Genomic DNA, 23,765 nt, shown 5'->3' on the forward strand with positions numbered 1-23,765 from the left:
GATGTTAGATTCAATTATTAGATGGAGTATTTCCAATAAACTCATTGTTGGAATTTTTATTTTATTCTGGATTGGCTTTGGGATTTATTCTCTGAGCAATATTCCAATTGGAGCTGTTCCTGATGTGACCAATAATCAGGTGCAGGTGATCACTACTTCCCGTAATTTAGCAACAGAGGACGTGGAAAAATATTTGACCTACCCTGTTGAGTTAGAAATGGCCAACCTGCCAGGGGTCAAAGAAATCCGCTCCATTTCTAAGTTTGGTCTTTCCGTAGTAACAATCGTTTTCGACGATGACTTGGGGACTTATCTGCCAAGACAATTGATTGCAGAGCGATTAAAAATTGCTGAAGAAAGTATTCCTGCCGGTTTTGGAAAACCTTTCATGGGGCCTATTTCTACAGGTTTGGGTGAGATTTACCAATATGTCATAGATGTCAAGCCTGGATATGAAGATGAGTATAGCATCACCGATCTTAGAACGATTCAAGATTGGGTAGTCAGAAGACAATTGGCCGGGATACCAGGTGTCATTGAGGTCAATACTTGGGGAGGCTATTTAAAGCAATATGAAGTAGCAGTCAATCCTGAGCGATTGAGAGGAATGAATATCAGTTTACATCAGATATTCGCTGCTTTAGAGCAAAATAATTCTATCGCAGGCGGGAGTTATATTGAAAAAACCAATGAGAGCTTTTTTATCCGAGGTGAGGGTCTTGTAGAGTCTTTGGAAGATATTGGAAATATCGTAGTGGAACAAAGAGGCGGTTCACCGATTTATATCCGGGATTTAGCAAAAGTACAATACGGAAGTGCCAACCGATTTGGAGCTATAACAGCAAATGGTGAAGGAGAAAAAGTACTGGGGCAGATCATGATGCTCAAAGGAGCTGATTCCAAACGTACCATTGATTTGGTTAAAGAACGGATTGCTGAAATGGAAACAACTCTTCCTGAAGGTGTTTATATCAATGGCTTTTTGGATCGTTCAGATTTAGTAGGGAGAACAACCAATACCATCGCAAAAAACTTAGTAGAAGGATGTTTGATCGTGGTTTTTGTTGTAGTGCTTCTTTTGGGAAATCTAAGATCAGGTTTGGTTGTGGCTTCTGTAATTCCGTTGAGTTTACTTTTTGCGCTATCATTAATGTACATCTTTGGCGTTGATGCCAATTTGATGAGTTTGGGTGCGATTGATTTCGGGATCATTATTGATGGAGCAGTCATTATTGTAGAATATATCGCCTATAAGTTTACTCAATCATCAGGAGTCCTAGCAGTCATGAACCCGGATGAAAAGAGGAAGAAAAAGGATGAAATTTCTTTTGAAGGATCTTCGAAAATGATGCACTCTGCAATTTTTGGTCAGATCATTATCATCATTGTATTTATACCTATTTTATCACTTTCTGGAGTGGAAGGGAAAATGTTCCGGCCTATGGCTGAAGTATTCAGCTTTGCCTTGATAGGAGCTATGATTTTGGGATTGACCTATGTTCCAGTGGCTTCTGCTTTGTTTTTAAAATCAGCACATCAGGGGCCGAAAAATATCTCCGTTAGAATTATCAAAGCGCTTAACAAGGTTTATGAACCAACGATTCGATGGGCAATTGATCATGGAAAAATTGTCTTGTCTTTCGCTGGAGCGATGTTGATAGGTGCAGTATTACTTTTCAGTTCCATGGGCTCTGAATTTGTGCCAACATTAGATGAGGGCGACTTTGTGATCCAGCCGGTCCTAAAAACTGGGACAACTCTGACCAAAACTGTTGAGGTAATCACTGAAATGGAAAAGATCCTGATGGAATTTCCGGAGGTGAATCAGGTAGTTACCAGAATTGGAGCTGCGGAAATCCCTACTGATCCAATGTCCATGGAAGAAAGTGATGTGATAGTGACGCTTCATCCACCATCAGAATGGACTACGGTCGAAACCAAAGATGAATTAGCGGATAAATTTAAAGAAGCATTGCAGGCGATTCCGGGATTGGATTTTGAATTTACTCAGCCAATTGAAATGAGGTTTAATGAATTAATCACAGGGGTTCGGGCTGATTTGGCGATCAAAGTATTTGGAGAGGATTTAGACGTACTATTGTCAACAGCAGAGGAAATTGAAGCTGCAATTCAGGGCGTGGATGGTGCTGCTGATATTATTCTTGAAAAAGTAGATGGTCTTCCTCAAATGAAGATTGAATATGATCGAGTAAAAATAGCCAAATATGGATTGAATATTTCTGATTTGAACGAGGTGGTAACTATGGGTTTTGCGGGCATGTCAGCAGGGACAGTTTTCGAAGGAGAAAAGCAATTTGAATTGGTAGTTCGGTTTGAAGAGCCCTTCAGAAAAGATATCGTCCATTTGGAAAATGCATCCATTGAGCTGCCAAATGGAGGTTTTGTACCCCTTTCTGAATTGGCAAAAGTGACCTATACCAAAGGCCCTGCAAAAATATCAAGAGATAATACACAGAGAAGAATAGTTATTGGAGTGAATGTTCGAAATAGAGATTTACAATCTGTGGTAGATGATATTCAGGAGATTGTAAGAACTCAAATCGATATTCCTGAAGGATATAGAGTGGATTATGGTGGACAATTTGAAAACCTTCAACAAGCGAGAGCGAGATTGATGATTGCAGTTCCTATTGCATTGGTGTTGATTTTCATTCTCCTGTACTTTGCTTTTTCCTCAGCAAGAGACGCCATGATGATTTATTCTGCGATTCCACTTTCTGCGATTGGAGGGGTTCTTCTTTTGTGGTTGCGAGATTTGCCATTTAGTATTTCTGCAGGTGTTGGTTTTATCGCACTTTTCGGAATTGCTGTATTGAATGGTATTGTACTAATTGAGCATTTCAAATCCATGGAGGATCGATTTGATTCACTAAAGGACTTAGTAATAACGGGTGCTAAAGAAAGACTTAGACCAGTATTATTGACTGCTTCTGCAGCTGCTTTGGGCTTTTTACCGATGGCAGTTTCGGGTTCGGCAGGTGCCGAAGTTCAGAGGCCATTGGCCACAGTAGTGATCGGAGGATTGATTTCAGCGACGATATTGACTTTGGTTGTTTTACCGGTTTTATACATGATTTTTAATTCCAAAAAGAAATTAGGAGGAGGTCCTTCTAAATTGGCTGTGATCTTGGTTTTCTTAACTTTCTTAGGTGGAAATGAGGTTTTGGCTCAGGAAAAAGTTCCCGTTAATCTAGATTCTGCTTTGAGTATTGCCCGAAGTCAAAACTTAGATTTGCAAGCGGCTCGAATGGCATCAGAAAGTGCAAATGCGTTTTCCAAATCCGGGTGGGAAATAGATAAGACTACGGTTTACTATGCCGAGGATCAAAATGATATCGCTGAAAATGGATTTTATAATCGAAAGTGGGGGATTCACCAGCGGTTTGATTTCCCAACCCTTTATGGTGCTCAAAAAAACCTGTATCAAGCCAGATCTGAGAAAGCTTTGGCACAGGTTGAACTAGCCCAAATGGGAATTGAAAAAGAAGTGAGTCAACGTTATGTGGAGGTCGTGTTTTGGAAAGAATCCGAGAAGAACTATGCATTTCTAGATAGCCTTTATGGCGAGTTTGCAAGAGCGGCCAATAGAAAATTTGAATTGGGAGAAAGCAATTTATTAGAAAAACTGACGGCCGATTCCAAGCAAAAGGAGATTGTTTTGAAAAGAAATGAAGCCTCTCAAAACTTAGAAATCGCGAAAACCCAACTTCAAAAGTTATTGAATTTGGATGAGGAATTGATTTTAGTAGATGAATTTCCAGATTTGACAATTCCTGAAAACTTTGAAAACCATCCCGGAATGCAATGGTATGCTGCCGGCATGGAGGAGGCTGCCTATCAGGTGAAATCTGAAAAGAGATCCATGCTGCCAGATATCAGTATTGATTTATTTCGAGGAACTAACCCAGAACCTGGGGCTGAGGTTTACCCGGGGTTTCAGGCCGGTGTAGGCATCCCTTTGTTTTTTGGATCCCAAAAAGCCAAAGTCAAAGCAGGGAAATACTACGAGGAGCAAATCGCTTTAGAAGCAGCATCCTATTCTCAAAAACTAGATACACAGCGAGAGGCTTTGATGAAATCCCTTGAGCAAAGTAAGCGAGTGATTGACTATTTTGAAACTGAGGGAGAAACACTTTCCAATCAACTTCAAAACCAAGCCAACCAATCATTTAAAAACGGAGAGATCGATTTTCTTCAATTCGTGCAATTGTTGGAAAATGCGAGAAATATCCGATTACAATATTTACAAAGTAAGCTGGATTACCAGCGATCCATTCTTGAGCTAACTTATTTGACATTCTAATGAATTTCCAAAACGTATTAATTTCTGGCCTGGCCTTATCCCTGATTTTATCGGGCTGTAGTTCCAATTCAAACCAAGAGGAAGCTATCCAGGTATCTGAACGTACTTCTGATTCAGGTTTGATAACTCTTTCTCAAAAGCAATTTGAGACAATGAAAATGACATGGGGAAGTTTGGAATCCAATGATTTTTCTGAGGAATTGGCGTTGCAGGGAATGGTGAAAGTTCCGGTAGAAGGTATGCAGGAAATCACTCCAATCTATGGAGGCTATGTTTCCGGTTTGAGTTTGATTGAAGGACAATCTGTGAGAAGAGGACAGGTTTTGTTCTATCTGGAAAGCCCTGAATTCGTTAAGCTACAGCAAGATTATCTGGAAGCTGCAAGCCAATTGGCCTATCTAAAGGCTGAAAATGATCGTCAAAAGACTCTTTTTGCAGAGCAGATCTCTGCTGAAAAAAACTATCTCAAAGCGAATTCTGAGTTTCAGGCTACTTTGGCGAAAGCTGAGGCATTGAAGCAGCAATTGAAAATGATTCAGATTGATGCTGAGTCATTGACTGCAACTACTATTCGCTCCAAGATTCCGGTCGTTTCTCCAATCAATGGCTATGTTGAAGAAGTTTTTGCTGTTCCGGGCTCTTATTTAGCAGCATCAGGAAAAGCAATGACTCTTTTGAATAAGGACCACCTCCATGTTGAGTTGATAGTTTTTGAAAAAGATGCCACAAAGTTGAGAATTGGACAGCACGTGAAAGTCTTTTTACCGGATCAGCCTGGGACTGTGATGGATGCTGAAATTCATGTGATCGGTCAGGCGATCAATAAAGAAAGACAATTGAATGTCCATGCGGATATGATTAATGATGAAGAGGAAAGAAGTTTGGTTCCAGGAATGTATTTGGAAGCGAGAGTTCAATTGGATCCAAAAGAAGGTTTGGCACTTCCAGAAACCGCAGTTGGTGAAGAGGATGGTCGCTATTTTATTTTAGTACAAGAGTCTCAGGAGGGAAATAATTTCCAATTAAGGAAAGTAGAAGTTGACTTGGGAGAAAACCAAGGGAGTTTTGTTCAAGTGATTCCTAAATCTGATTTGAGTCCTAATGCAAAGATTTTGACCAAGGGTATTTTCAACTTGATATAATTTGAAACCCGGATTTTGTCCGGGTTTTTTGTATCTCGATTTTCATGGTCAATCTTTAAAAAAATGATTATTTAGCATTCTAAATAAATTTTTAAAGCAATGAACAAAAATCAAAAAGTGGATTTTTTCTTTGATAAAACTTCAAAATGGAAGGATTGTTACCAGCTATTGAGAAAGTTGGTTTTGGAGACTGGATTAGTTGAAGAGCTGAAATGGGGGCATCCATGCTATACTTTAAAGGGTGCGAATGTGGTCTTGATTCACGGTTTTAAGGAGTATTGCGCTTTGTTATTTCATAAAGGAGCCTTACTTCAGGATTCACATGGTATGTTGGTTCAGCAAACCAAGAATGTTCAGGCGGCCAGACAAATCAGGTTTTCAAATTTTGAGCAAATCCAAGGTCATCAAAGGGAAATCAAGACTTATATTTTTCAGGCCATAGAAGTTGAAAAAGCGGGACTGCAAGTAGAATTGAAAAAGACAGCGGAGTTTGAAATGGTGGATGAATTCAAGGAGATTTTGGAAACAGATTCAAATTTAAAAAGTGCTTTTGAATCTTTGACTCCGGGCAGGCAAAGAGCGTATTTATTATACTTTTCGCAGGCCAAGCAATCCAAAACAAGGATCTCAAGAATCGAAAAATATACTCCTACTATCCTGGAGGGGAAAGGCTTAAATGATTGAAAAAATCATTTAATTGCCGGTTATGAATTTTGCGCCTGCCATCAGTACAATTATTTCTCCTGACTTTTTAGCCCAATTGGTGGGGAAAGAATACAATCTTCAAAGTCCGATTTCTTGCAAGGTTTTAAAAACAGGGGTCAATCATACCTATTTGATTGAATCTGGAGAACAAAAGTTTGTATTCAGATTGTATTGCTTTGAGTGGAAAAATCAGATGGAAATTGAGGAGGAATTAAGGTTTTTGAAATACTTAAATGCACAAGAGAATCCAGTTTCAATTCCAGTCCAAAATTCGCGTCAAGAGTATTTGATCCAAATCCCAGCCTTTGAAGGAATGCGTTTTGGAGTCTTATTTTCCTATGCCGAAGGGAAAATAGTTCGTAATCCAGATGTTGGTTTATGTGAAGAATTAGGAGGGCTATTGGCTAAAATACATTCAGCAGGAAAAGATTTTTCAATCCAAAGGAAAGATTATAATCCTGACTCTTTGATCCATTGGGCTTGGGAGCAGGTATTAAGTCATTTTTCAAAAGATTTTCAAGAGCTAGACTATTTCAAAAGAGCCTGCGGGAAAATGAAGTCGATATTGGAAGCTCAGCAACTTGAAAAGCTACAACAAGGAGTCATCCATTTAGATGTTTGGTATGAGAATTTCAAAGTTTCGGAAAATGGAAAGATCCATTTGTTCGATTTTGATAATGTGGGAAAAGGCTATTTGTTTTTAGATGTGGGATATGCATTGATGATCTTGTTTAAAAATGAGCCTGACAAAGTGAAATACATTCAAAAACAGGATGCGTTTCTGAAAGGATACCGCAAAATTTTGCCTTTTTCTCAGAAAGAAATGATCCTGGTGCCTTTTGGAGGATTGGCTATTTGGCTTTATTACACTGGAATACATGTGAAGAGATATAATGATTTTGCGAATCTTTTCCTAAGTGAAGAATTTTTGAAATTTTGGATCCATACGGTAGACCAATGGATGAAATTTAACGGGATAGATATTTAATTTGAGCATTAAATTCCATTCATGAAGCAAATTTACATCCTATTCATTCTTGTTTTTTCTTTTATCCAGACTGCTTTAGCCCAAACCGGTTATAAGGATGAGATGGGTAGAGATGTGAGTAAGGCATATTTTGAACAACAGATATTAGAAGGTCCGTTTTTTGGAATTCCTGATGGAGATCATGGTAAAATATTGGTTCATAGAATGCCTTTTGGAAAGGTAGATCCTCTGCCATTTTTTGATAAAACAGGAAATTTTAAAGCTTTGGAAAGTGGAAAGTCTTTGATCGTGATATTTTATCCTGGAAAAGATGAATGTAATTCTTCTGGTGCAGGTGATAATGCAGAATCTTTCTCCAAAGAATATAAAACACTAACCAAATGGGCTGAAAAAGGAGATGCTGCTCCTCCGGTATTTATGTATGGGAATCCCCATGGTTTGGAAAAGTATGGAGAAGAAGTCACTTGGATTTCAGATCCGGAACATATTTTTCAAGATCAGTTTTTCAAATATCCATATCCTTGCGGCAGTTTTGTAATCATCCATCCGAGTGGAGAGTATCGAGCGATTTTGGGAGGGTATCCATTAAGTCAAGTTCAAGTAGCTTTAAAGAAACTAAACCGTGCAAATTGAATCAGTAGAAATAAGAGATGTAAAAGTAGGAGAAATTCCTGCTTTAGTGGAGATGGCTCAAACAGCTTTTTTACAGGCTTTTACTGAAGGGAATAAACCTGAGAATGTGTCTTTTTACATGAACGATGCATTTACTGAGAAACAGTTTCAAAAGGAATTTGAAGCGGTAGGTTCTCGGTTTTTCGTAGCGTTTATGAATGGAAAAATAATCGGGTACACAAAAGTCAATGAGGTTCCATCCCAAACTGATATTCATGACTCTGATAGCCTCGAGATCGCTAGGTTGTATGTGTTAGAAGACTATTTAGGCTTGGGTTTGGGGAAAAAATTATTGGACTTGGCAATTGATTTCGCAAAGTCCAAAAAGAAAAAATATCTCTGGTTGGGGGTCTGGGAAAAGAATGCTAGAGCAATCCGATTTTACGAGAAAAATGGTTTGAAGATTTTTGGTTCTCATCCATTTCCATTTGGGGACGAGATTCAGACTGACTTTTTGATGAAGATCGAGTTTTAATAAATTGTAAAATTTAGCTTTGGGTTCGATTTTATTGTTTAAAAAGAAGTCTGAAAAGTTATTTTCATTGCAGTTTTGTATCCTGTAGTAGAACGATAAATAAATATCTTAAACATGCGTCCAGTTTTAGCTTTTCTTCTGGTTTTTATGGGGTTATTGCCCCATTCTTTTGCTCAAGAAGAAGACCAGTACGTCATTTTGATTTCTCTTGATGGTTTTCGATATGATTACGTAGAAAGATTTCAACCGCCAAATATTTCAAGGTTTATAGAAAATGGAACTGCAGCTGAAGGTTTGATTCCATCTTTTCCAAGTAAAACTTTCCCGAATCACTATACCATAGTGACCGGAATGAAACCGGAGCATCATGGGATAGTTGACAATAATTTTTATCATCCGCAAAAAGGGTTACAATATTCCATTTCAAACCGTGAAATAATTACAGATGGTTCTTGGTATGGTGGAACGCCTATTTGGGTCTTAGCTGAGCAAAATGAAATAACCTCTGCAAGCTATTATTTTGTAGGTTCAGAAGCGGATGTGCAAGGAATTCATCCTACTTATTATTTTGATTATGATGGTTCAGTCCCTAATCTGACAAGAGTTTCTCAGGTTTTTGATTGGTTGCAATTGCCAGAAAATGAAAGGCCGAAGTTGATCACTATGTATTTTTCAGATATGGATGATACGGGGCACCGATTTGGTCCAAACAATGATGAGGAACTGAAAAAAACGCTTTACCGATTGGATCATGAATTGGGTGCATTATTCGAGGGAGTGAAAAGCCTAGACCTTCCCATTAATATTGTGTTGGTTTCTGATCATGGTATGGCTGATGTTCCGTCGGAAAATCTATTGAATTATGAACCTCTTTTGGAAGGTGTTAAGGCCCGAGCTGTAAATTCAGGAACCTTATTGCACCTCCATCTGGAAGATGTCAGTCAAAAAGAATCCATCAAATCCTTGATAGAGTCCAGAGGAGAGCATATTCATGTCATAGATGTGGATGACAGGGAATATTACAAGGATTTGGCTCTTCACAAGGATCTGATGGGAGATTTGCTGATTATCCCTGATTTGGGCTATAATCTGGTGAATGAAAGGAGTTTGTTTCGTGCTCGAAATATGACGGCTTTAGATAAAAATTCAGTTTCTGGTGCACATGGTTATAGTCCCGACTACAAAGAAATGCAAGGGATATTCTATGCAAATGGTCCTAGGATCAAGGAAAATTATAAAATTGAAGCTTTTGAGAATATTCATATTTATCCGCTGCTTTGTGAACTTTTAGGGCTGCCGATACCTTCCAATATCGATGGAAAAGAAGAAGTGTTGAAGTCTGTTTTGAAATAGGATTAAGCAAATGGATAGGGTAGAAATTAGAAGTCGGAAGGAAGTTGATTTTTTAGTGAGAAGATTTTATGATCAAGTGAGAAAGCATGAAACACTAGGTCCTATCTTTAATCATGTAGTACAAGACTGGGATCATCATTTGGTTCATTTGAGTGATTTTTGGGAGATGATTCTGCTACAAACTGGACCTGGTAGGGGAAAGTTTAATCCCACCGGAGTTCATAGGGAAGTTGATTCACAAGTGGGCAACTCAATTGAACAAGCTCATTTTGGAAATTGGCTGGAGCTATGGTTTGCGACCATCAATCGGTATTTTGAAGGTGAGAATGCAGATTATGCAAAAGAACATGCCAGAAGAATGGCGCATATGCTGTTTATGAGGATTTGGGAGGCTAGACCTCGTTGATTTTTTGAATTGCTATTCAATTGATTATCAGTATTTTTTTGTAGCTTAATTGGACTTTTAAAAGATTTAGACATCTTTTTTTTAATTTATTTCCTAGGCTAGCGACTGATTAAAATGAATATTTTAGAGAAAAAACTTCCAATTCTTTTTCTACTCCTGGTATTGGTTGTAGGGATTTCGACCACGAAAGCCCAAAGTCCTCTTTTTGCCTCCGATGAAATTTTGGATTTAAAATTGAAATTTTCAGTCAAAGACATCCGAAAAGACAGCAATGATTCTACCTATGTAGATGAGGTAATTTGGTTCAAAAATGAATCAGGGGAATGGGAGGAGTTAGAAGTAGAAATGCGAACCAGAGGTAACTTCCGATTGAATAATTGCTATTTCCCTCCGCTGAGACTGAAATTCAAAAAAAAGAGGAGAGAAGGGACCGTTTTTGAACAAAATAAGAGTCTCAAATTGGTGATGCCATGTTCTAGGGCAAAAAATGCAGATGCTTTTATTGCTAAAGAATTTATGTGCTACAAGATGATGGAAGAAGTAACTCCATATACCTTTTCTACGAGAATGGTTCGTTTGTATTTTGAAAATGAAGATGATAAAAAAGGTGAGGAGGAGATTTTATTTGGATTTTTGATTGAGGACGATGATGACGTAGCTGACAGGTTCAATGGGGAGATTCTTGATGACAAAAAGATTTTGGGAACATTGCTGGAGGATTCAGCAGCTGTAAGACATGATATTTTTCAATACATGATTGGGAACACAGATTTTTCGGGGCTTTTTAAGCATAACCAAAAGGTAATGCAATTGGATGAAAGAACTGTGGTCCCTTTAGCCTATGATTTTGATATGACAGGATTTGTAAATCCTCCTTATGCACAAGTCAGTAATTTGGTAGAAATAGAAAGTGTAACACAGCGACTTTATCGAGGGTTTTGTAGGGAAGAAGCATTGTTACAGGCTATAAGGGCTGAGTTTTTGGAAAAGGAGGAGATTATGTTTGCAATCATAGAAGAACACCAAGAATGGATGTCCAGTGGTGAGAAAAAAGAAGCAGAGAGATTTTTAGGAGAATTCTATTCAATAATTAAAAATGACAAAGCTTTTGAAAAAAGTATAATTTCTTCCTGTCGTAGTTATTAGTTTTATTTTTCAGGTTTGGAGTTTATTTTTATCATCCATAGTAATAGCAATCTGAATGATCTGGAAAAAGAAAGAAATAACTCCCGAAGAACAGGAAAAGAAAAGGCAAAGGGAGATAGATCGTGAAATCCTGAGCTCGAAAAATGAGAAAAAGGATGGAACAAAAACTCATGGAGAGGTACTCCGTGACCAAATCACAGATGCTCTTAAAACCTATGACAAAAGTCCCAGTTCTATAATTCTCAGTTCTTTGACGGCTGGGATGGAGATCGGATTCAGTTACCTTTTGTTATGTTCCTTATTTTTCTTTTTAGAAGGAAAAGTCGCTGAGGATACCATTTTCAAGATGATATCCTTTGTGTACCCACTGGGCTTTATTTTGGTAGTGTTAGGTCAAAGCATTCTGTTTACCGAGCAAACAGCATTATTAACATTGCCTGTTTTGAATAATAAAAGAAGTCCTCAGAGTATGTTTCGCTTATGGGGACTTGTAGTTAGTGGAAATCTTTTAGGAGGGTTTTTTATAGGGATTTTATTGATTTGGTTGGGGCCAAGGCTAGGTATTTTTGACTTGGCAGTAATAGAGAAAATTGCTCTTCATGTAACAGATGCATCTATTCCAGTTATCCTAGTCAGTGCCATGCTTGCAGGATGGCTAATGGGCTTGCTTTCCTGGCTTCTGGCGTCTTTTAGAGATACGATCAGTCAAATAGTAGTAATCTTTCTTATCACCTCAGTTTTGTCATTCACAAGTCTTCATCACAGTATCATCGGGAATATCGAAGTGTTCTCGGGTATGATTACATCTGATCAGATCAGCTTTTGGGATTATTTAACTTTTGAATCCACAGCTTTGATAGGAAATGCCTTTGGTGGAGCTATTTTCGTTGCCTTACTCAAATACAGAGCATTTGTTTTCAATATTGGTAAATAAGCTTCTTCTAAATTATAGGTGGCTTAGTTTCATTTTTTTAGGGTTTTTCCTTTTCTCTTGCCATAATAATGAGGGTTCCAGTTCATCGGTATCAAAAGAATTGGAGCTAAAAATCATTGATTCTCTTGAAATAGATCATTTGGGAAGACTGTGGTTGACTGACTATGATTCGATTTCTGAGAAATTTCTGGGCTGGGGAAAAGGACAAAGAGACGTTTTGATTTTGTCGAAATCTGGAGAGGTCCAATCCAGGTTTGATATTCCATTGGATGGTCCCAATAAAGTTGGAGATGTTACTTCTCGTGATTTTAAAAATGGAGAAGTCCGGATTTTAGAATTTGGAAGTAGAATAGTCCATTTTGATATTCATGGAGAATTTGTCAGAAAAATTGATTTTCCATTTTTTGGTTTTCATTTAAATGGCTTAGCTGGAGATCCTTATTATGAAATAGGAGAAGAATTAGCATTTGTTAGACCTGAAAAATATGATTCCAAAGAGGATGTAGATTGGGATGAACTTTATGAATCAGGATTCCAAAGGATTTACCAAATGCCCATTTTGGAGGTTTTGGATACTATTTCGATGAAAACCAGATTGACTATGGAGTTTCCGAAAGAATCTATGTATCAGGATGGCAATTTTTATGGCTGGATGTTTCCAACAGTGATCAAAAATGGGAAGGATTGGATTTTGTTTTTTAGGGGAGAAATGAAATTTTACCACTATCGTGAAATTGGAGATGAAGTGGTGTTCAGCAAAACTATTGATCTAAAAGTAAGTGATGCGGTTCCAGCTGTGGGAGTACCCTTCCAAAGGGTTGATGACTTTTTTGATTTGGAAAGCAAAACTGTTGCAGGAAGAATTTACAGTATTCTTCCAACCGATCATGGGTTCTTGGCAATGTATAAAAAGGGGGTGAGAGAAGATGAATTACTTCAATTCGATCTTGATAATTATGAGGTTAGAAAGGAGATGGAAAGCTCAAATCCTTATTTTTTGGCATTCTTTGACTCTGAATTCAACTTAATCCAAAATGACATCAATCTTCCAGAGGGAATTGTTTATTCCAATTTTTTGAGCCCAAAAGGAAATCTAATGGGCCTAAAAGACCAAGATTATTTTGGAGTGGAGGAAGAAAAGGTGGTTTATTATGAATTGGAATTAGAGACTTTGAAATAAATCAAAGTCCCTTTACCTGTTTCTTATACTTCTCAACTAGGCTATCTACTGGTTGGTCGGTATCCCCATCATTTGCTCCTCTGAAAATCTCTGGATCCACCCCCATTTCAATTAAATCTTCAACAGCTTGGACCATAATTGCCTGAATCAATGCTGCGCCAATAACAGTTGAAGTAGGTCCGACTTTCATTGGAATGCCTTCAATTTCTACTGCTGCATCTCCTATTTCACCACAGTTGTCCAGGAACAAATCACAAACTTGAAACAACATCTGTTGGGATGAATGTCTGGAGTCCAATGTTTTGCTTTGGGTGAAATTGGTGATGGCTATGACCTTGGCGCCTTTTTCTTGAGCGTACATGGCCATTTCAATGGTCACTGGGTTTCTCCCAGAATTACTGAACACAAAAAACACATCATTTTCAGTGAGGGGATAGCTTTTTAATAGCTCATGTGCATAACCTTCCTGCCTTTCTACCATAGTGCTATTGGAAGCACTGATATGGAGCATTAGGTTTGGGTCCAATACAGGGATAACCCGGGCAAATCCGCCCGTTCGGTAGAATATTTCCTCGGCCATCATATGAGAATGACCGGTACCACTTACATAAATCCAGCCATTGTCTCTGATGCTTTCAGAAACCCATTTGGCGGCCAGTTTTATTTCTCTTTCTTGAAGGAATGCTCGCTTTAGCTTTGATTCAACTTCTTGTCTGTACCTATAAAATGCAGGATCCAATTTTTTAGTTAATCAGGAGTTCGTCGATAAATACCCATCCTCGTGCTCCTGCTCCTGGATGCCAGGAAGGTAGAGATGTGATTGGATTTACCGTGACTCTGATTTTTTCAAAATTCGAATCTTCTATAGGGTAAAGAAGCAGTTCTGATCGAATCTCCTCAATTTTTTCGGAGGGTTTAGGGTGATCATCGACAAGTGTAATCCATTTTCCATTCTCTAGTGCCAGGATTTGCACGCGAGTAGGTGGAAAAATATACGCACTTTCGTTGTATAATAAGCTCAAGCCAAGAGACTTAATTTTATGACTTTTGTCATGTTTTAGTTCGATGTCAAATGGTTTTTCAGAATACCCAAGCCATTCACCGGAGGTATGATTGTTTTTTCCCTTTACTTTATCAAATACTGTTCGAGCTCCTTGGGCTTTGTATTTTTCGTTTGGATCAGTAAGGAGTTTATAATCCACAGGGCTCAAACCTGCCTTCATATAGACCGTTACGGTGCTATTTGAGCCTTTCCAGTCCTCAGCAAATACTTTCGCTCGTAATTTACCAGAAGAGTTTACCCATACAGGATTTGAATAAACCAAAGAATTTAAACTATCAGGCTCTGATCCATCCAGCGTATATCGGATCTCTGTGCTTGGAATTGGGTGAGTAATCTCAATCTTCAGACTGTCTGAAAAGAAGACTTTATCCTGTTTGATGCTTGGGGGATTCAACTCATAAGTGATTCCACTTCCATCAAAGCCGAAGTCAATTTCAGTGGTCTCGAGGCTTTTGGATAGTTGGTCTTTTTGAGAATCACTTATTCCTTTTTGCCAAAGGAATAATTTCCGAAGTCCAGTCATGCTTTCTAAAGCTTGAAAGTCTTCTTCACCAAAAGCATTTCCAGAAACTGCTAAATCCTGCAGGTTTGGGATTTCGGAAATAGCTTGCAGGTGTTTGGTCTCAATATCTGTAAAGTTGAGAGATAGCTTTTCTAAGTGAGGGAAGTCTTTTAGAAATCCAAGATCTACCTCCTTAAGAGGCATTTTATTCAAGTTGATTTCTACCACTTGCTCCTTTACATCTTTAAGGTCTTTCAGTGATTCTGGATCAAAAGCCGCGATACCATAATAGGAAACCAACAAGGCAGGTGATTCTGGAAACAGAGGCGTGACAACTCTGTAGAAATTGTTTAATTCCTGTATCGTTTCCTGATCAGCAGCTTCGAATTCATAGCTTTTGTTTTTGTCAAATTTCAAGGATGCCAGCTGGAATAATTCACTTTCTGGATTTGATTCTTCTACTTTTTGATCGAATTTTCCTCCTTGCGCTATCCATTCTTGCAAAACCATGATTTCCTCATCAGAAAGCTGGGCTTTGTTTTTTGGAGGCATATGCTTTTTATCATCCATAGGAAGGTGGATGCGTTCGAAAAGAATCGATTTTTCTGGATCTCCAGCTACGAAAAGTGGCCCCGTTTTGCCTCCTTTTTGTATGCCTTCCACATGATCTAGTCTCAATTCACCTTTGATTTTGCCTTCTTTATGACAGGAAAGGCACTTGGCTTCTAAAATTGGATTGACCATATCTCGAAAGACTTCTGCCTCCGCTAAAGTTGGTAGGTCTTGGACCTCTGATTTTAAAGGAGCCAAAAGAAAATCATCTCCATGCGTCAAGTTAGCTCCCCAATGTCCTGTAAGAATGATTCCAATAGCCAGTATCAGGCTTAAAGTTGTCTTGATGGATGCTTTTTTAGCCCTAAAGAAATAAAGTAGTACTGAAAGGAGAAATACACCCAAGCCAGCCCATTGATGGAGTAGGAGGGCATCCCCCTCGTATTCCTCACGAGCTAGAATCAAACCTGCTATTACTGTGATTCCTGCCAGATTGGAGCCGAATAGAAATGTAAATTCTCCAATTTCCTTGACTTCCGAGTTTTTTTGAAGGGCTGGTAAGAAAAAGAAAATCAGGCCGAGTAATAAAAGAACAATCGGGAAATGCAGAATCAAGGGGTGAGCTCTTCCTGTTACCTGAATTATTTCTGGGAATTGGTATTGAGCGGGAGCAAGAGTAAGTATCAAGCTTAGTCCAACCCATATAAAGAGGCAATTCTCCAAGAGATTGCGTAGGGTATTCTTAGTGGGCATATTGTTAGGCAATCAAATCTTTGATGACATGTCCTGAAACATCAGTAAGTCTGTATCTTCTTCCCAAGTGTTTGAAGATTAATTTTTCATGGTCAATCCCCATTAAATTCATAACTGTTGCTTGGAAATCGTGCACGTGAACAGGGTTTTCGACAATGTTGTACCCGAATTCGTCAGTTTCGCCGTAAACCATTCCTGATTTGACGCCTCCTCCGGCCATCCAAATGGAGAATGCACGTGGGTGGTGGTCTCTACCATAATTGTCCACCTGAATATTTCCCTGGCAATAGTTGGTTCTTCCAAATTCTCCTCCCCAAATCACCAGGGTTTCATCTAAAAGACCTCTTTGTTTCAAGTCTGTAATCAAAGCAGCAGAGGCCTGATCTACATCTTTAGCCTGCATCGCCATTTCATTGGGAAGATTACCATGCTGATCCCACCCCTGATGATATAATTGAACGAATCTTACACCACTTTCAGATAGTTTTCTTGCCAAAAGACAATTGGCGGCATAAGTACCTGGAACCAAACAATCCGGTCCATAAAGCTTGACAATGGAGTCCGGCTCCTTGGAAACATCCGTGATTTCCGGAACGGCAGTTTGCATTCTATAAGCCATCTCATATTGCTGCACTTTGGCCGATATCGCAGGATCGTTGAATTCACGATAGCTTAAATCATTCATTGCAGCGATCTGATCCAACATTTTTCTTCTCTCACTTCGGCTCATGGACTCTGGATCTTTCAAATAAAGAACTGGATCCTCAGAATTTGAGAATTGAACTCCCTGGTGAGTGGCATCCAAAAATCCATTGCTCCAAAGCTTGGAATAGACCCCTTGTCCATTCCCTTTACCACGACTCAAAAGAACGCAGAAAGCAGGTAGGTTACTGTTTTCGCTACCCAACCCATAACTCAGCCAACTTCCCATACTTGGGCGGTTTCCTACTTGAGCTCCTGTTTGGAAAAATGTCAAAGCCGGATCATGGTTGATGGCTTCGGTATGCATGGATTTGACGATACATATATCATCCACAATGCTTGCAGTATGTGGGAAAATGGATGAAATCCACGCTCTACTTTCCCCGTATTGCTGGAAATCGTAATACGAACCTACCAGTGGGAATTTGGATTGTCCAGCCGTCATACCAGTTAGTCTTTGACCTTGTCGGATGGATTCTGGTAGATCTTGACCGTAGCTTTTTTGCAAAAGTGGTTTGTAATCAAAAGATTCCAGTTGGGAGGGAGCACCATTTTGGAAAAGGTAAATAACTCTTTTTGCCTTGGGTGCAAAATGGGGTAAAGCTGACATCATTGCCTCTTCAGCACCGCTTTTTCCAGAAAATAAATCCGGGATCAAAAGTGATCCCAAAGCTGCACTACCTAATCCCAAACTTAATCGCGAAAGAAATTTTCTTCGATTAAGATTTAATCCCTGCTCTAATATTTCCTTTTCCATTTTTAAATCTTTGTTATCGTTTCTTCCAAATTGTACAAACTGACAATGACTTGCATCAAAGCAGCTGTTTTGGGATTAATGTCTTCTTTTTCCAAAGGATAGTCTCCTACCTCCAGTGTAGCTTGTACCTGTTCTTGGTGATTGGTAAATCTTTCTATTTGTCCTTCGTAATAATCCTCCAAAAGATTTTTCTCTTCGGCTTTCATCGGTCTACAAAGGATTCTCACAAAAGCTTCATTGATGGCCTCATTGGAGTCACTGTGTTTTTCCCAAAGGTTACTCGCCAAAACCCTTGATGCTTCCAATACCATAGGATCATTCATCATAACCAATGCCTGTAGCGGGGTATTCGTTCTACCTCGACTGATTTCGCATCTGTCTCGGTTACTCGAATCAAAAATGATTGCTTTTGGGGGAGGTACAGTTAGTTTGATAAAGTTGTAAAGTCCACGTCTGTAGAGGCTTTCTCCTTCGTCTTGCACGTATGTCGCCAATACTCCTCTTCCAGAGCTTGCCGCTTCCCAGATACCTTCAGGTTGATAACCTTTCACACTTGGTCCCCCCACCTTTTCTACCAAAAGACCGCTACTAGCTAAAACCAAATCCTGTACATTTTCTGCAGGCAATCTCATTCTTGGAGCCCTTGCCAGATAGATATTGGCTGGATCTACTGCCAAGTGGTCTTTTGAGATATGCGCAGACTGTTTGTAGGTAGCAGAACTTAATATCTGCTTATATAGGCGTTTGATATCCCAGCCGTTTTCCATAAAATCAACTGCCAACCAATCCAATAATTCAGGGTGAGAAGGAAGATCTCCCTGCATCCCAAAATCTCCTGCTGATTTGACGATCCCTGTTCCGAATATTTCTTGCCAAATCAAATTGACAAAAACACGTGCAGTCAAAGGATTGTCTCTGGAAGTGGCCCACTGAGCCAAACCGAGACGATTTTTTGGTAGGTTTTCAGGGAATTCAAGTATGGATTCGGGTGTGGAAGGGAAAACTTCGGTAGAAGGAGCATCATAAACTCCTCTGTCAAGAATAAAGGTAGAGCGAGCATCTTCACCTTCCAATTCACCCATGACAGAAATACTCAATTGGGTTGTGTCCTGATAATTAATGAAATCCAAAATCCCATCCAAATCATCCTGGTCAACAAAAAGAATGGGAGTTTTGGCTGGTTTGGAAATACTTACATCACCTTCGTAGCCTTTCTCAGGAGTATTATTGAAAAAAGCGAAAAACTCATAATATTCTTTCTGGGAAAACGGATCGTATTTATGATCATGGCACTGGGCACATTCCATGGTAATTCCCAAAATACCTTTGGAAAAGGTGTTTGTTTTATCCAAGACATACTCTATTCGGTATTCTTCCGGAATTACTCCACCCTCTTCTGTATACTTATGATTTCTGTTGAAAGCAGTAGCAAGAATTTGTTCTTTTGTAGCATCTGGAAGAAGATCTCCGGCAATTTGCCAAGTTAAAAATTGATCGTAGGGTAGATTATTGTTAAAGGCATGAATCACCCAGTCTCTAAATGGCCACTGGGTTCGGATATTGTCATCCTGATATCCATAACTGTCTGCATATCGAGAAATATCCATCCAAAGAATTGCTAGTTTTTCCCCGTAAGCATCTTGCTCCAAAAGACCATCCAGTAAATCTTCATAAGTGTATTCACCGGAAAAATCTCCAAATCGTTCCAGCATTTCGGGGCTAGGAGGAAGGCCTGTAAGATCTAGGCTTGCTCTTTTAATCAATTCATAGGATTGGGCCTCAGGATTGGGTTCCAGGCCTACTTCCTTCATTTTTTTGAAGGTGAATTGGTCTATTTCATTCGTTCCCCAATCTGATTGGGTCGGGACATTAGATTTTTCTGCTTTTACAAAGGCCCAATGTGGCTCGTATTTCGCACCTTGTTCGATCCATTTTTTGATGATTGCGATTTCATTCTCCGAAAGCTTCAAGTTGGATTCTGCAGGAGGCATTAATTCTGCCGGATCTTCTGAAATGATTCGATGATACACCTCAGATTGGTCCGGTTTGCCCGGGACTACTGCGAATTTATTTGGGTTTTCCTTGAGTGCTGCAAAAGCAGCCTCTTCAACATCCAAACGAAGATCTGCTTCTCTTTTATTGGCATCTGGACCATGACAAGCAAAGCACTTATCAGAGAGGATGGGACGGATATGGAAATTATAACTTATTTGATCGATTTCAGCCAATTCATTCACACCTTGCTTTCCATCTTTACAGGAAAATAAAGCAGCAATTGAAAATGCTAACACAAACAAGTTTTGTCTTCTAAAGGTCATTCGGGTAATTATTTTGACTGTATAAGTTATGGAAAAATTTTATTAAAGACCCGGCTATTTTAAGTAAAAAATAGTCTTAATTCAAGAATATCAAGTTAAATTTAGGTCAAATGGTCTATATTTTATTTTTAAGATTATTTTCTATTCTAGTTTTAGCTGTCTGATAATTATTATATTCATCTGTTGCGAATTTTTTAACTCAACTTTTTAATCAAAATGAAAAAAGAAATCAAATACCCTGATCCTTTAGTTCCTTTTCAAACTATCGGGCTTTGTTTTAGTGGGGGAGGGTATCGAGCTACAAGTTTTAGTTTGGGGGTTCTGGACTATTTAAATCATATCGAATTCGAAGAAAAACCATTATTGGAAAATGTGATTGCAGTAAGCTCGGTCAGTGGAGGGACAATCACGGCGGCCTGTTTTGCAGCTTCCAATGGTAAGGGAAAAGACTTTGATACTTTCTACCAGAGTTTATACCGCTTCCTTGATGAAGACCAATTGGTAGATTTGGCTTTCGATAAATTCATGGATCAAAAGCTCTGGGATACCACAACACGGACTAGATCCCTAATCAACGCCTTTGCTTTGACCTATAAAGAATATTTAGTCACTGAAGACTTTAAGGCATTGAAGCAAGAAAATCTAAAAGGACATCTTAAGTATATATGCTTTAATGCAACTGAGTTTTCTTATGGCTTGGCTTTTCGATTTCAGAATGTAAATACTTTCGGGAACTATGAACTGAAATGTCGAGAATTGAATGAGGTTAGAGATTCTATCCATATCAGTGATGCAATTGCCTCCTCTTCGTGTTTTCCTGTAGGCTTTGCCCCTATGATTTTTCCCAATGATTATATAGAAAATCATGAGAGTGAAGCATATGAGAGATTGACTGGCAGACCTAATTTTTCCAAAGGAATCGGTATTATGGATGGTGGGATTGTAGACAATCAAGGAATAGGGAGCATGGTGAATATGGATCAAAGTTCTCTAGATCAGATGCCTTTAGATTTGGTAATTGTCAATGATGTGGGAAGTTTTCGAATGCCGCCATGGACACCGGACCAGCAAGAAAGAAATAGTAAAGTCTCCTTAGCCAATTTTATTGCTCAGAAACTAGCCATGGTAAAGCTTAGACCTATTTATTGGATTATTCTGTTGATAGGTGTTTTGGGCTTGATAGGAGCTAGTATTTTGGATTTGTTTTATGGAAGAACTTGGGTTCTCTTGTATTCTATTTCTTCCGGATTGATAGGAGTAGGAGGGCTTTTAACCTTACTGGGCTTGCTTGGAGGTTACCTGGTGAACTATCTAAAAAATCAATTCAAACAAAGTTTTCAAGAGGCTGTTCCCGAGCCAATTTTACCTAAGGTTGAGGCTTTAGGGAGTCTTAAGTTATCCTTGGTCAAAAGAATGGTTTCAGATAGATTAAGCTCTGCCATGCTGATGATCAATCAGGTCTTTTTTAGACAGATTCGTCGCCTGAACTTTGATTTGCTATACAGAGCAGAAGAATTTACCAATCGTAGGATTACCTCTACTGTTTACCAATTGAATGGTGAGTCAAATAATATGAATCTTCAGATTCAGGATGAAAAAGCGGAGAAAATTAAAATTACTGCAAGAATCAAAGAAGTAGCTCTAGTAGCTTCAGAAATGCCTACCACCCTTTGGTGGGATCAAACAGATAGGGAAGTTCACCGACTTGATTCTTTGATCGCCTGTGGACAGTTTACGACGTGTTATAATTTGATCAAATACATTCAGGAACTTCCAGAGGAGCTCCACAACCCAAGTGTAAAGAATCTGGAGAAAAAGTTGTTGGCAGATTGGAGAAAATTTGAGAAAGATCCGATGTTTTTGGTCTATAAAAAGGAATTCAAGAAAGCATAAAAAAAGCTGCCCAACAGGGCAGCTTTAAGGTTGATTAAGGTTGGCTTTTAACCTTTGATAACGGAGAAATCGAAAGATTCCAAAAACTTCGTCGTGAAGTCGCCTGCCTTGAATTGCTCATTTTCAAGCAATGCAATATGGAAAGGAATCGTTGTTTTGATTCCGTCAATTACAAATTCTTCCAAAGCCCTTTTCATTCTTACAATTACCTCTTCACGTGATTGACCACTGACGATCAATTTAGCGATCATGGAATCGTAATTTGGTGGAATGACATATCCAGCATAAACGTGAGAGTCAACACGGACACCACGTCCACCTGGGATGTGAAGGTTTTGGATTTTTCCTGGACTAGGACGGAAGCCATGTGCTGGGTCTTCAGCATTGATTCGGCACTCCATCGCATATAGTTTAGGGAAGTAGTTTCTACCGGAGATTTTTTCTCCTGCAGCCACTTTGATTTGTTCTTTGATCAAGTCAAAATCAGTAACCTCTTCAGTGATCGGATGCTCCACCTGAATACGGGTGTTCATCTCCATGAAGTAGAAGTTTCTGTTTTTGTCGACCAAGAATTCGATTGTTCCAGCACCTTCGTATCCGATGGCCTCAGCACCTTTGATAGCGGCTTTACCCATTTCTTCACGAAGTTCTTCAGTGATGAATGGAGAAGGAGTTTCTTCTACCAATTTCTGGTGTCTTCTCTGGATGGAGCAATCTCTTTCAGAAAGGTGGCAAGCTTTTCCGTTGCTATCACCTACTACCTGGATTTCGATGTGTCTTGGTTCTTCTACGAATTTCTCAAGGTATAGACCATCGTTTCCAAAAGCAGCACCAGATTCCATTTTGGCATCATCCCAAGCTTTTTTGAAATCTTTGTCTTCTTTGACGATTCTCATCCCTCTACCGCCGCCACCAGCAGTTGCTTTCAGGATGACAGGGTATCCCATTTCATTTGCAAGCTTCAATCCTTGTTCTACAGAGTCCAAAAGACCTTCGGATCCTGGAATGGTAGGTACACCTGCTGCTTTCATGGTTGCTTTGGCAGTAGCCTTGTCACCCATTTTAGCGATCATATCTGGAGATGCCCCGATGAATTTGATTCCGTATTCATCACAGATTCTAGAGAACTCTGCATTCTCCGAAAGGAATCCATATCCAGGGTGAATAGCATCTGCATTGGTGATTTCCGCTGCAGCGATTATTCTTGGGATATTCAAATAAGAGTCCTTGCTTGGGGCAGGCCCGATGCAAACTGCCTCATCTGCAAATCGAACGTGAAGTGAGTCTTTATCTGCCGTAGAGTAGATTGCTACTGTTTTGATACCCATCTCCTTGCAGGTACGGATTACTCTCAGTGCAATTTCTCCTCGGTTTGCTATCAGTATTTTGTTAAACACAGCAATTTTATTTTGGGTGAAAAATTAACCTGCTGGATCTACCAAGAACAATGGTTGATCGTATTCTACAGGAGTGGCATTAGATACCAAGATTTTTACAATTTTTCCTGAGATTTCAGATTCGATTTCATTGAAAAGCTTCATCGCTTCAATGATACAAACAGTCTGACCAGCTTTGATGGAATCGCCTTCACTCACAAAAGCAGGAGAGTCTGGATTTGGAGTCAGGTAGAAAGTTCCGATCATTGGGGATTTGATCTCAACCAAGTTTGAGTTGCTTGGTGCTGGAGCCGCAGCAGGAGCTGGTGCAGCAGCTGGAGCAGGAGCTGGAGCCACTGCTACAGGAGCAGGAGCTGCTTCAACCACTTTCACTTGAGGTGCCTCAGAGTATTTTTTAATTGAAAGTTCAAATTCCTCAGTTTTGATTTTTACTTCAGCTAGACCGGAATTCGAAATGTAATCGATCAATTCCTGGATTTCTTTTGCTTTCATAAGGTTCTATT

18 protein-coding genes are annotated in these 23,765 nt (G+C 39.2%); 12 read left to right on the plus strand and 6 right to left on the minus strand.

Annotated elements, in window-relative coordinates; genetic code table 11:
* Window position 1: 1 nt before the first annotated feature.
* From O0V13_RS09670 to O0V13_RS09720, 11 genes are all read left to right on the plus strand, one after another.
* Complete coding sequence (locus O0V13_RS09670; protein ID WP_268034776.1) at window positions 2-4,324, plus strand: CusA/CzcA family heavy metal efflux RND transporter; 4,323 nt, start codon at window positions 2-4, stop codon at window positions 4,322-4,324.
* A complete protein-coding gene (locus O0V13_RS09675) occupies window positions 4,324-5,466 on the plus strand; it encodes an efflux RND transporter periplasmic adaptor subunit (RefSeq protein ID WP_268034777.1) in 1,143 nt (380 codons plus the stop codon). Before O0V13_RS09670 ends, O0V13_RS09675 begins: the two co-directional genes overlap by 1 nt.
* Window positions 5,467-5,565: 99 nt before the next feature.
* Entirely contained in the window at window positions 5,566-6,150 is a 585-nt protein-coding gene (locus O0V13_RS09680; protein ID WP_268034778.1) for a YdeI/OmpD-associated family protein, read from the plus strand.
* A gap of 22 nt (window positions 6,151-6,172) precedes the next feature.
* On the plus strand, window positions 6,173-7,159 hold the full coding sequence (locus tag O0V13_RS09685) for a phosphotransferase (RefSeq protein WP_268034779.1): 987 nt from the start codon (window positions 6,173-6,175) through the stop codon (window positions 7,157-7,159).
* A 21-nt stretch (window positions 7,160-7,180) separates the two neighbouring features.
* Window positions 7,181-7,792 (plus strand): hypothetical protein, encoded by a 612-nt coding sequence (locus O0V13_RS09690; RefSeq protein WP_268034780.1) that lies wholly within the window; start codon window positions 7,181-7,183, stop codon window positions 7,790-7,792.
* Entirely contained in the window at window positions 7,782-8,306 is a 525-nt protein-coding gene (locus O0V13_RS09695; RefSeq protein ID WP_268034781.1) for a GNAT family N-acetyltransferase, read from the plus strand. Before O0V13_RS09690 ends, O0V13_RS09695 begins: the two co-directional genes overlap by 11 nt.
* 114 nt (window positions 8,307-8,420) lie before the next feature.
* Window positions 8,421-9,659: an alkaline phosphatase family protein gene (locus O0V13_RS09700; RefSeq protein ID WP_268034782.1), complete on the plus strand. Its 1,239-nt coding sequence runs from the start codon at window positions 8,421-8,423 to the stop codon at window positions 9,657-9,659.
* Between the two features lie 10 nt (window positions 9,660-9,669).
* Window positions 9,670-10,065 carry a group III truncated hemoglobin gene (locus tag O0V13_RS09705; RefSeq protein WP_268034783.1) on the plus strand — a complete coding sequence of 132 codons (396 nt, stop codon included), beginning with the start codon at window positions 9,670-9,672 and terminating at the stop codon, window positions 10,063-10,065.
* A 114-nt stretch (window positions 10,066-10,179) separates the two neighbouring features.
* Window positions 10,180-11,211 (plus strand): hypothetical protein, encoded by a 1,032-nt coding sequence (locus O0V13_RS09710; protein WP_268034784.1) that lies wholly within the window; start codon window positions 10,180-10,182, stop codon window positions 11,209-11,211.
* A 55-nt stretch (window positions 11,212-11,266) separates the two neighbouring features.
* Window positions 11,267-12,145 carry a formate/nitrite transporter family protein gene (locus O0V13_RS09715; protein WP_268034785.1) on the plus strand — a complete coding sequence of 293 codons (879 nt, stop codon included), beginning with the start codon at window positions 11,267-11,269 and terminating at the stop codon, window positions 12,143-12,145.
* Between the two features lie 100 nt (window positions 12,146-12,245).
* Window positions 12,246-13,325: a hypothetical protein gene (locus O0V13_RS09720; protein WP_268034786.1), complete on the plus strand. Its 1,080-nt coding sequence runs from the start codon at window positions 12,246-12,248 to the stop codon at window positions 13,323-13,325.
* Window position 13,326: 1 nt separating this feature from the next.
* Here the strand turns inward: O0V13_RS09720 and O0V13_RS09725 are convergent, their stop codons facing one another.
* From O0V13_RS09725 to O0V13_RS09740, 4 genes are all read right to left on the minus strand, one after another.
* A complete protein-coding gene (locus tag O0V13_RS09725) occupies window positions 13,327-14,064 on the minus strand; it encodes an SIS domain-containing protein (protein ID WP_268034787.1) in 738 nt (245 codons plus the stop codon).
* Between the two features lie 4 nt (window positions 14,065-14,068).
* On the minus strand, window positions 14,069-16,129 hold the full coding sequence (locus tag O0V13_RS09730) for a c-type cytochrome domain-containing protein (protein ID WP_268034788.1): 2,061 nt from the start codon (window positions 16,127-16,129) through the stop codon (window positions 14,069-14,071).
* A 70-nt stretch (window positions 16,130-16,199) separates the two neighbouring features.
* Window positions 16,200-17,654: a DUF1501 domain-containing protein gene (locus O0V13_RS09735; RefSeq protein ID WP_268034789.1), complete on the minus strand. Its 1,455-nt coding sequence runs from the start codon at window positions 17,652-17,654 to the stop codon at window positions 16,200-16,202.
* A gap of 2 nt (window positions 17,655-17,656) precedes the next feature.
* A complete protein-coding gene (locus O0V13_RS09740) occupies window positions 17,657-19,972 on the minus strand; it encodes a PSD1 and planctomycete cytochrome C domain-containing protein (protein WP_268034790.1) in 2,316 nt (771 codons plus the stop codon).
* A gap of 216 nt (window positions 19,973-20,188) precedes the next feature.
* Between O0V13_RS09740 and O0V13_RS09745 the strand changes: the two genes are divergently transcribed.
* Window positions 20,189-21,865 (plus strand): patatin-like phospholipase family protein, encoded by a 1,677-nt coding sequence (locus O0V13_RS09745; protein ID WP_268034791.1) that lies wholly within the window; start codon window positions 20,189-20,191, stop codon window positions 21,863-21,865.
* Window positions 21,866-21,912: 47 nt separating this feature from the next.
* Here O0V13_RS09745 and accC read toward each other — a convergent pair whose 3' ends face one another.
* Both accC and accB read right to left on the minus strand, forming a co-directional pair.
* Complete coding sequence (gene accC, locus O0V13_RS09750; RefSeq protein WP_268034792.1) at window positions 21,913-23,262, minus strand: acetyl-CoA carboxylase biotin carboxylase subunit; 1,350 nt, start codon at window positions 23,260-23,262, stop codon at window positions 21,913-21,915.
* 24 nt (window positions 23,263-23,286) lie between these two features.
* Window positions 23,287-23,754, minus strand: a complete 468-nt coding sequence (accB, locus tag O0V13_RS09755) for an acetyl-CoA carboxylase biotin carboxyl carrier protein (protein WP_268034793.1) — start codon at window positions 23,752-23,754, stop codon at window positions 23,287-23,289.
* Window positions 23,755-23,765: the final 11 nt, after the last annotated feature.

The sequence above is a fragment of the Algoriphagus sp. PAP.12 genome, assembly GCF_026652115.1.
GTDB lineage: Bacteria > Bacteroidota > Bacteroidia > Cytophagales > Cyclobacteriaceae > Algoriphagus.

Coding starts and splice junctions, on each gene's coding strand:
- O0V13_RS09670 (WP_268034776.1), top strand. CDS start 2: ATGTTAGATTCAATTATTAGATGGAGTATTTCCAATAAACTCATTGTT.
- O0V13_RS09675 (WP_268034777.1), top strand. CDS start 4,324: ATGAATTTCCAAAACGTATTAATTTCTGGCCTGGCCTTATCCCTGATT.
- O0V13_RS09680 (WP_268034778.1), top strand. CDS start 5,566: ATGAACAAAAATCAAAAAGTGGATTTTTTCTTTGATAAAACTTCAAAA.
- O0V13_RS09685 (WP_268034779.1), top strand. CDS start 6,173: ATGAATTTTGCGCCTGCCATCAGTACAATTATTTCTCCTGACTTTTTA.
- O0V13_RS09690 (WP_268034780.1), top strand. CDS start 7,181: ATGAAGCAAATTTACATCCTATTCATTCTTGTTTTTTCTTTTATCCAG.
- O0V13_RS09700 (WP_268034782.1), top strand. CDS start 8,421: ATGCGTCCAGTTTTAGCTTTTCTTCTGGTTTTTATGGGGTTATTGCCC.
- O0V13_RS09705 (WP_268034783.1), top strand. CDS start 9,670: ATGGATAGGGTAGAAATTAGAAGTCGGAAGGAAGTTGATTTTTTAGTG.
- O0V13_RS09710 (WP_268034784.1), top strand. CDS start 10,180: ATGAATATTTTAGAGAAAAAACTTCCAATTCTTTTTCTACTCCTGGTA.
- O0V13_RS09715 (WP_268034785.1), top strand. CDS start 11,267: ATGATCTGGAAAAAGAAAGAAATAACTCCCGAAGAACAGGAAAAGAAA.
- O0V13_RS09735 (WP_268034789.1), bottom strand. CDS start 17,654: ATGGAAAAGGAAATATTAGAGCAGGGATTAAATCTTAATCGAAGAAAA.
- O0V13_RS09740 (WP_268034790.1), bottom strand. CDS start 19,972: ATGACCTTTAGAAGACAAAACTTGTTTGTGTTAGCATTTTCAATTGCT.
- O0V13_RS09745 (WP_268034791.1), top strand. CDS start 20,189: ATGAAAAAAGAAATCAAATACCCTGATCCTTTAGTTCCTTTTCAAACT.
- accB (WP_268034793.1), bottom strand. CDS start 23,754: ATGAAAGCAAAAGAAATCCAGGAATTGATCGATTACATTTCGAATTCC.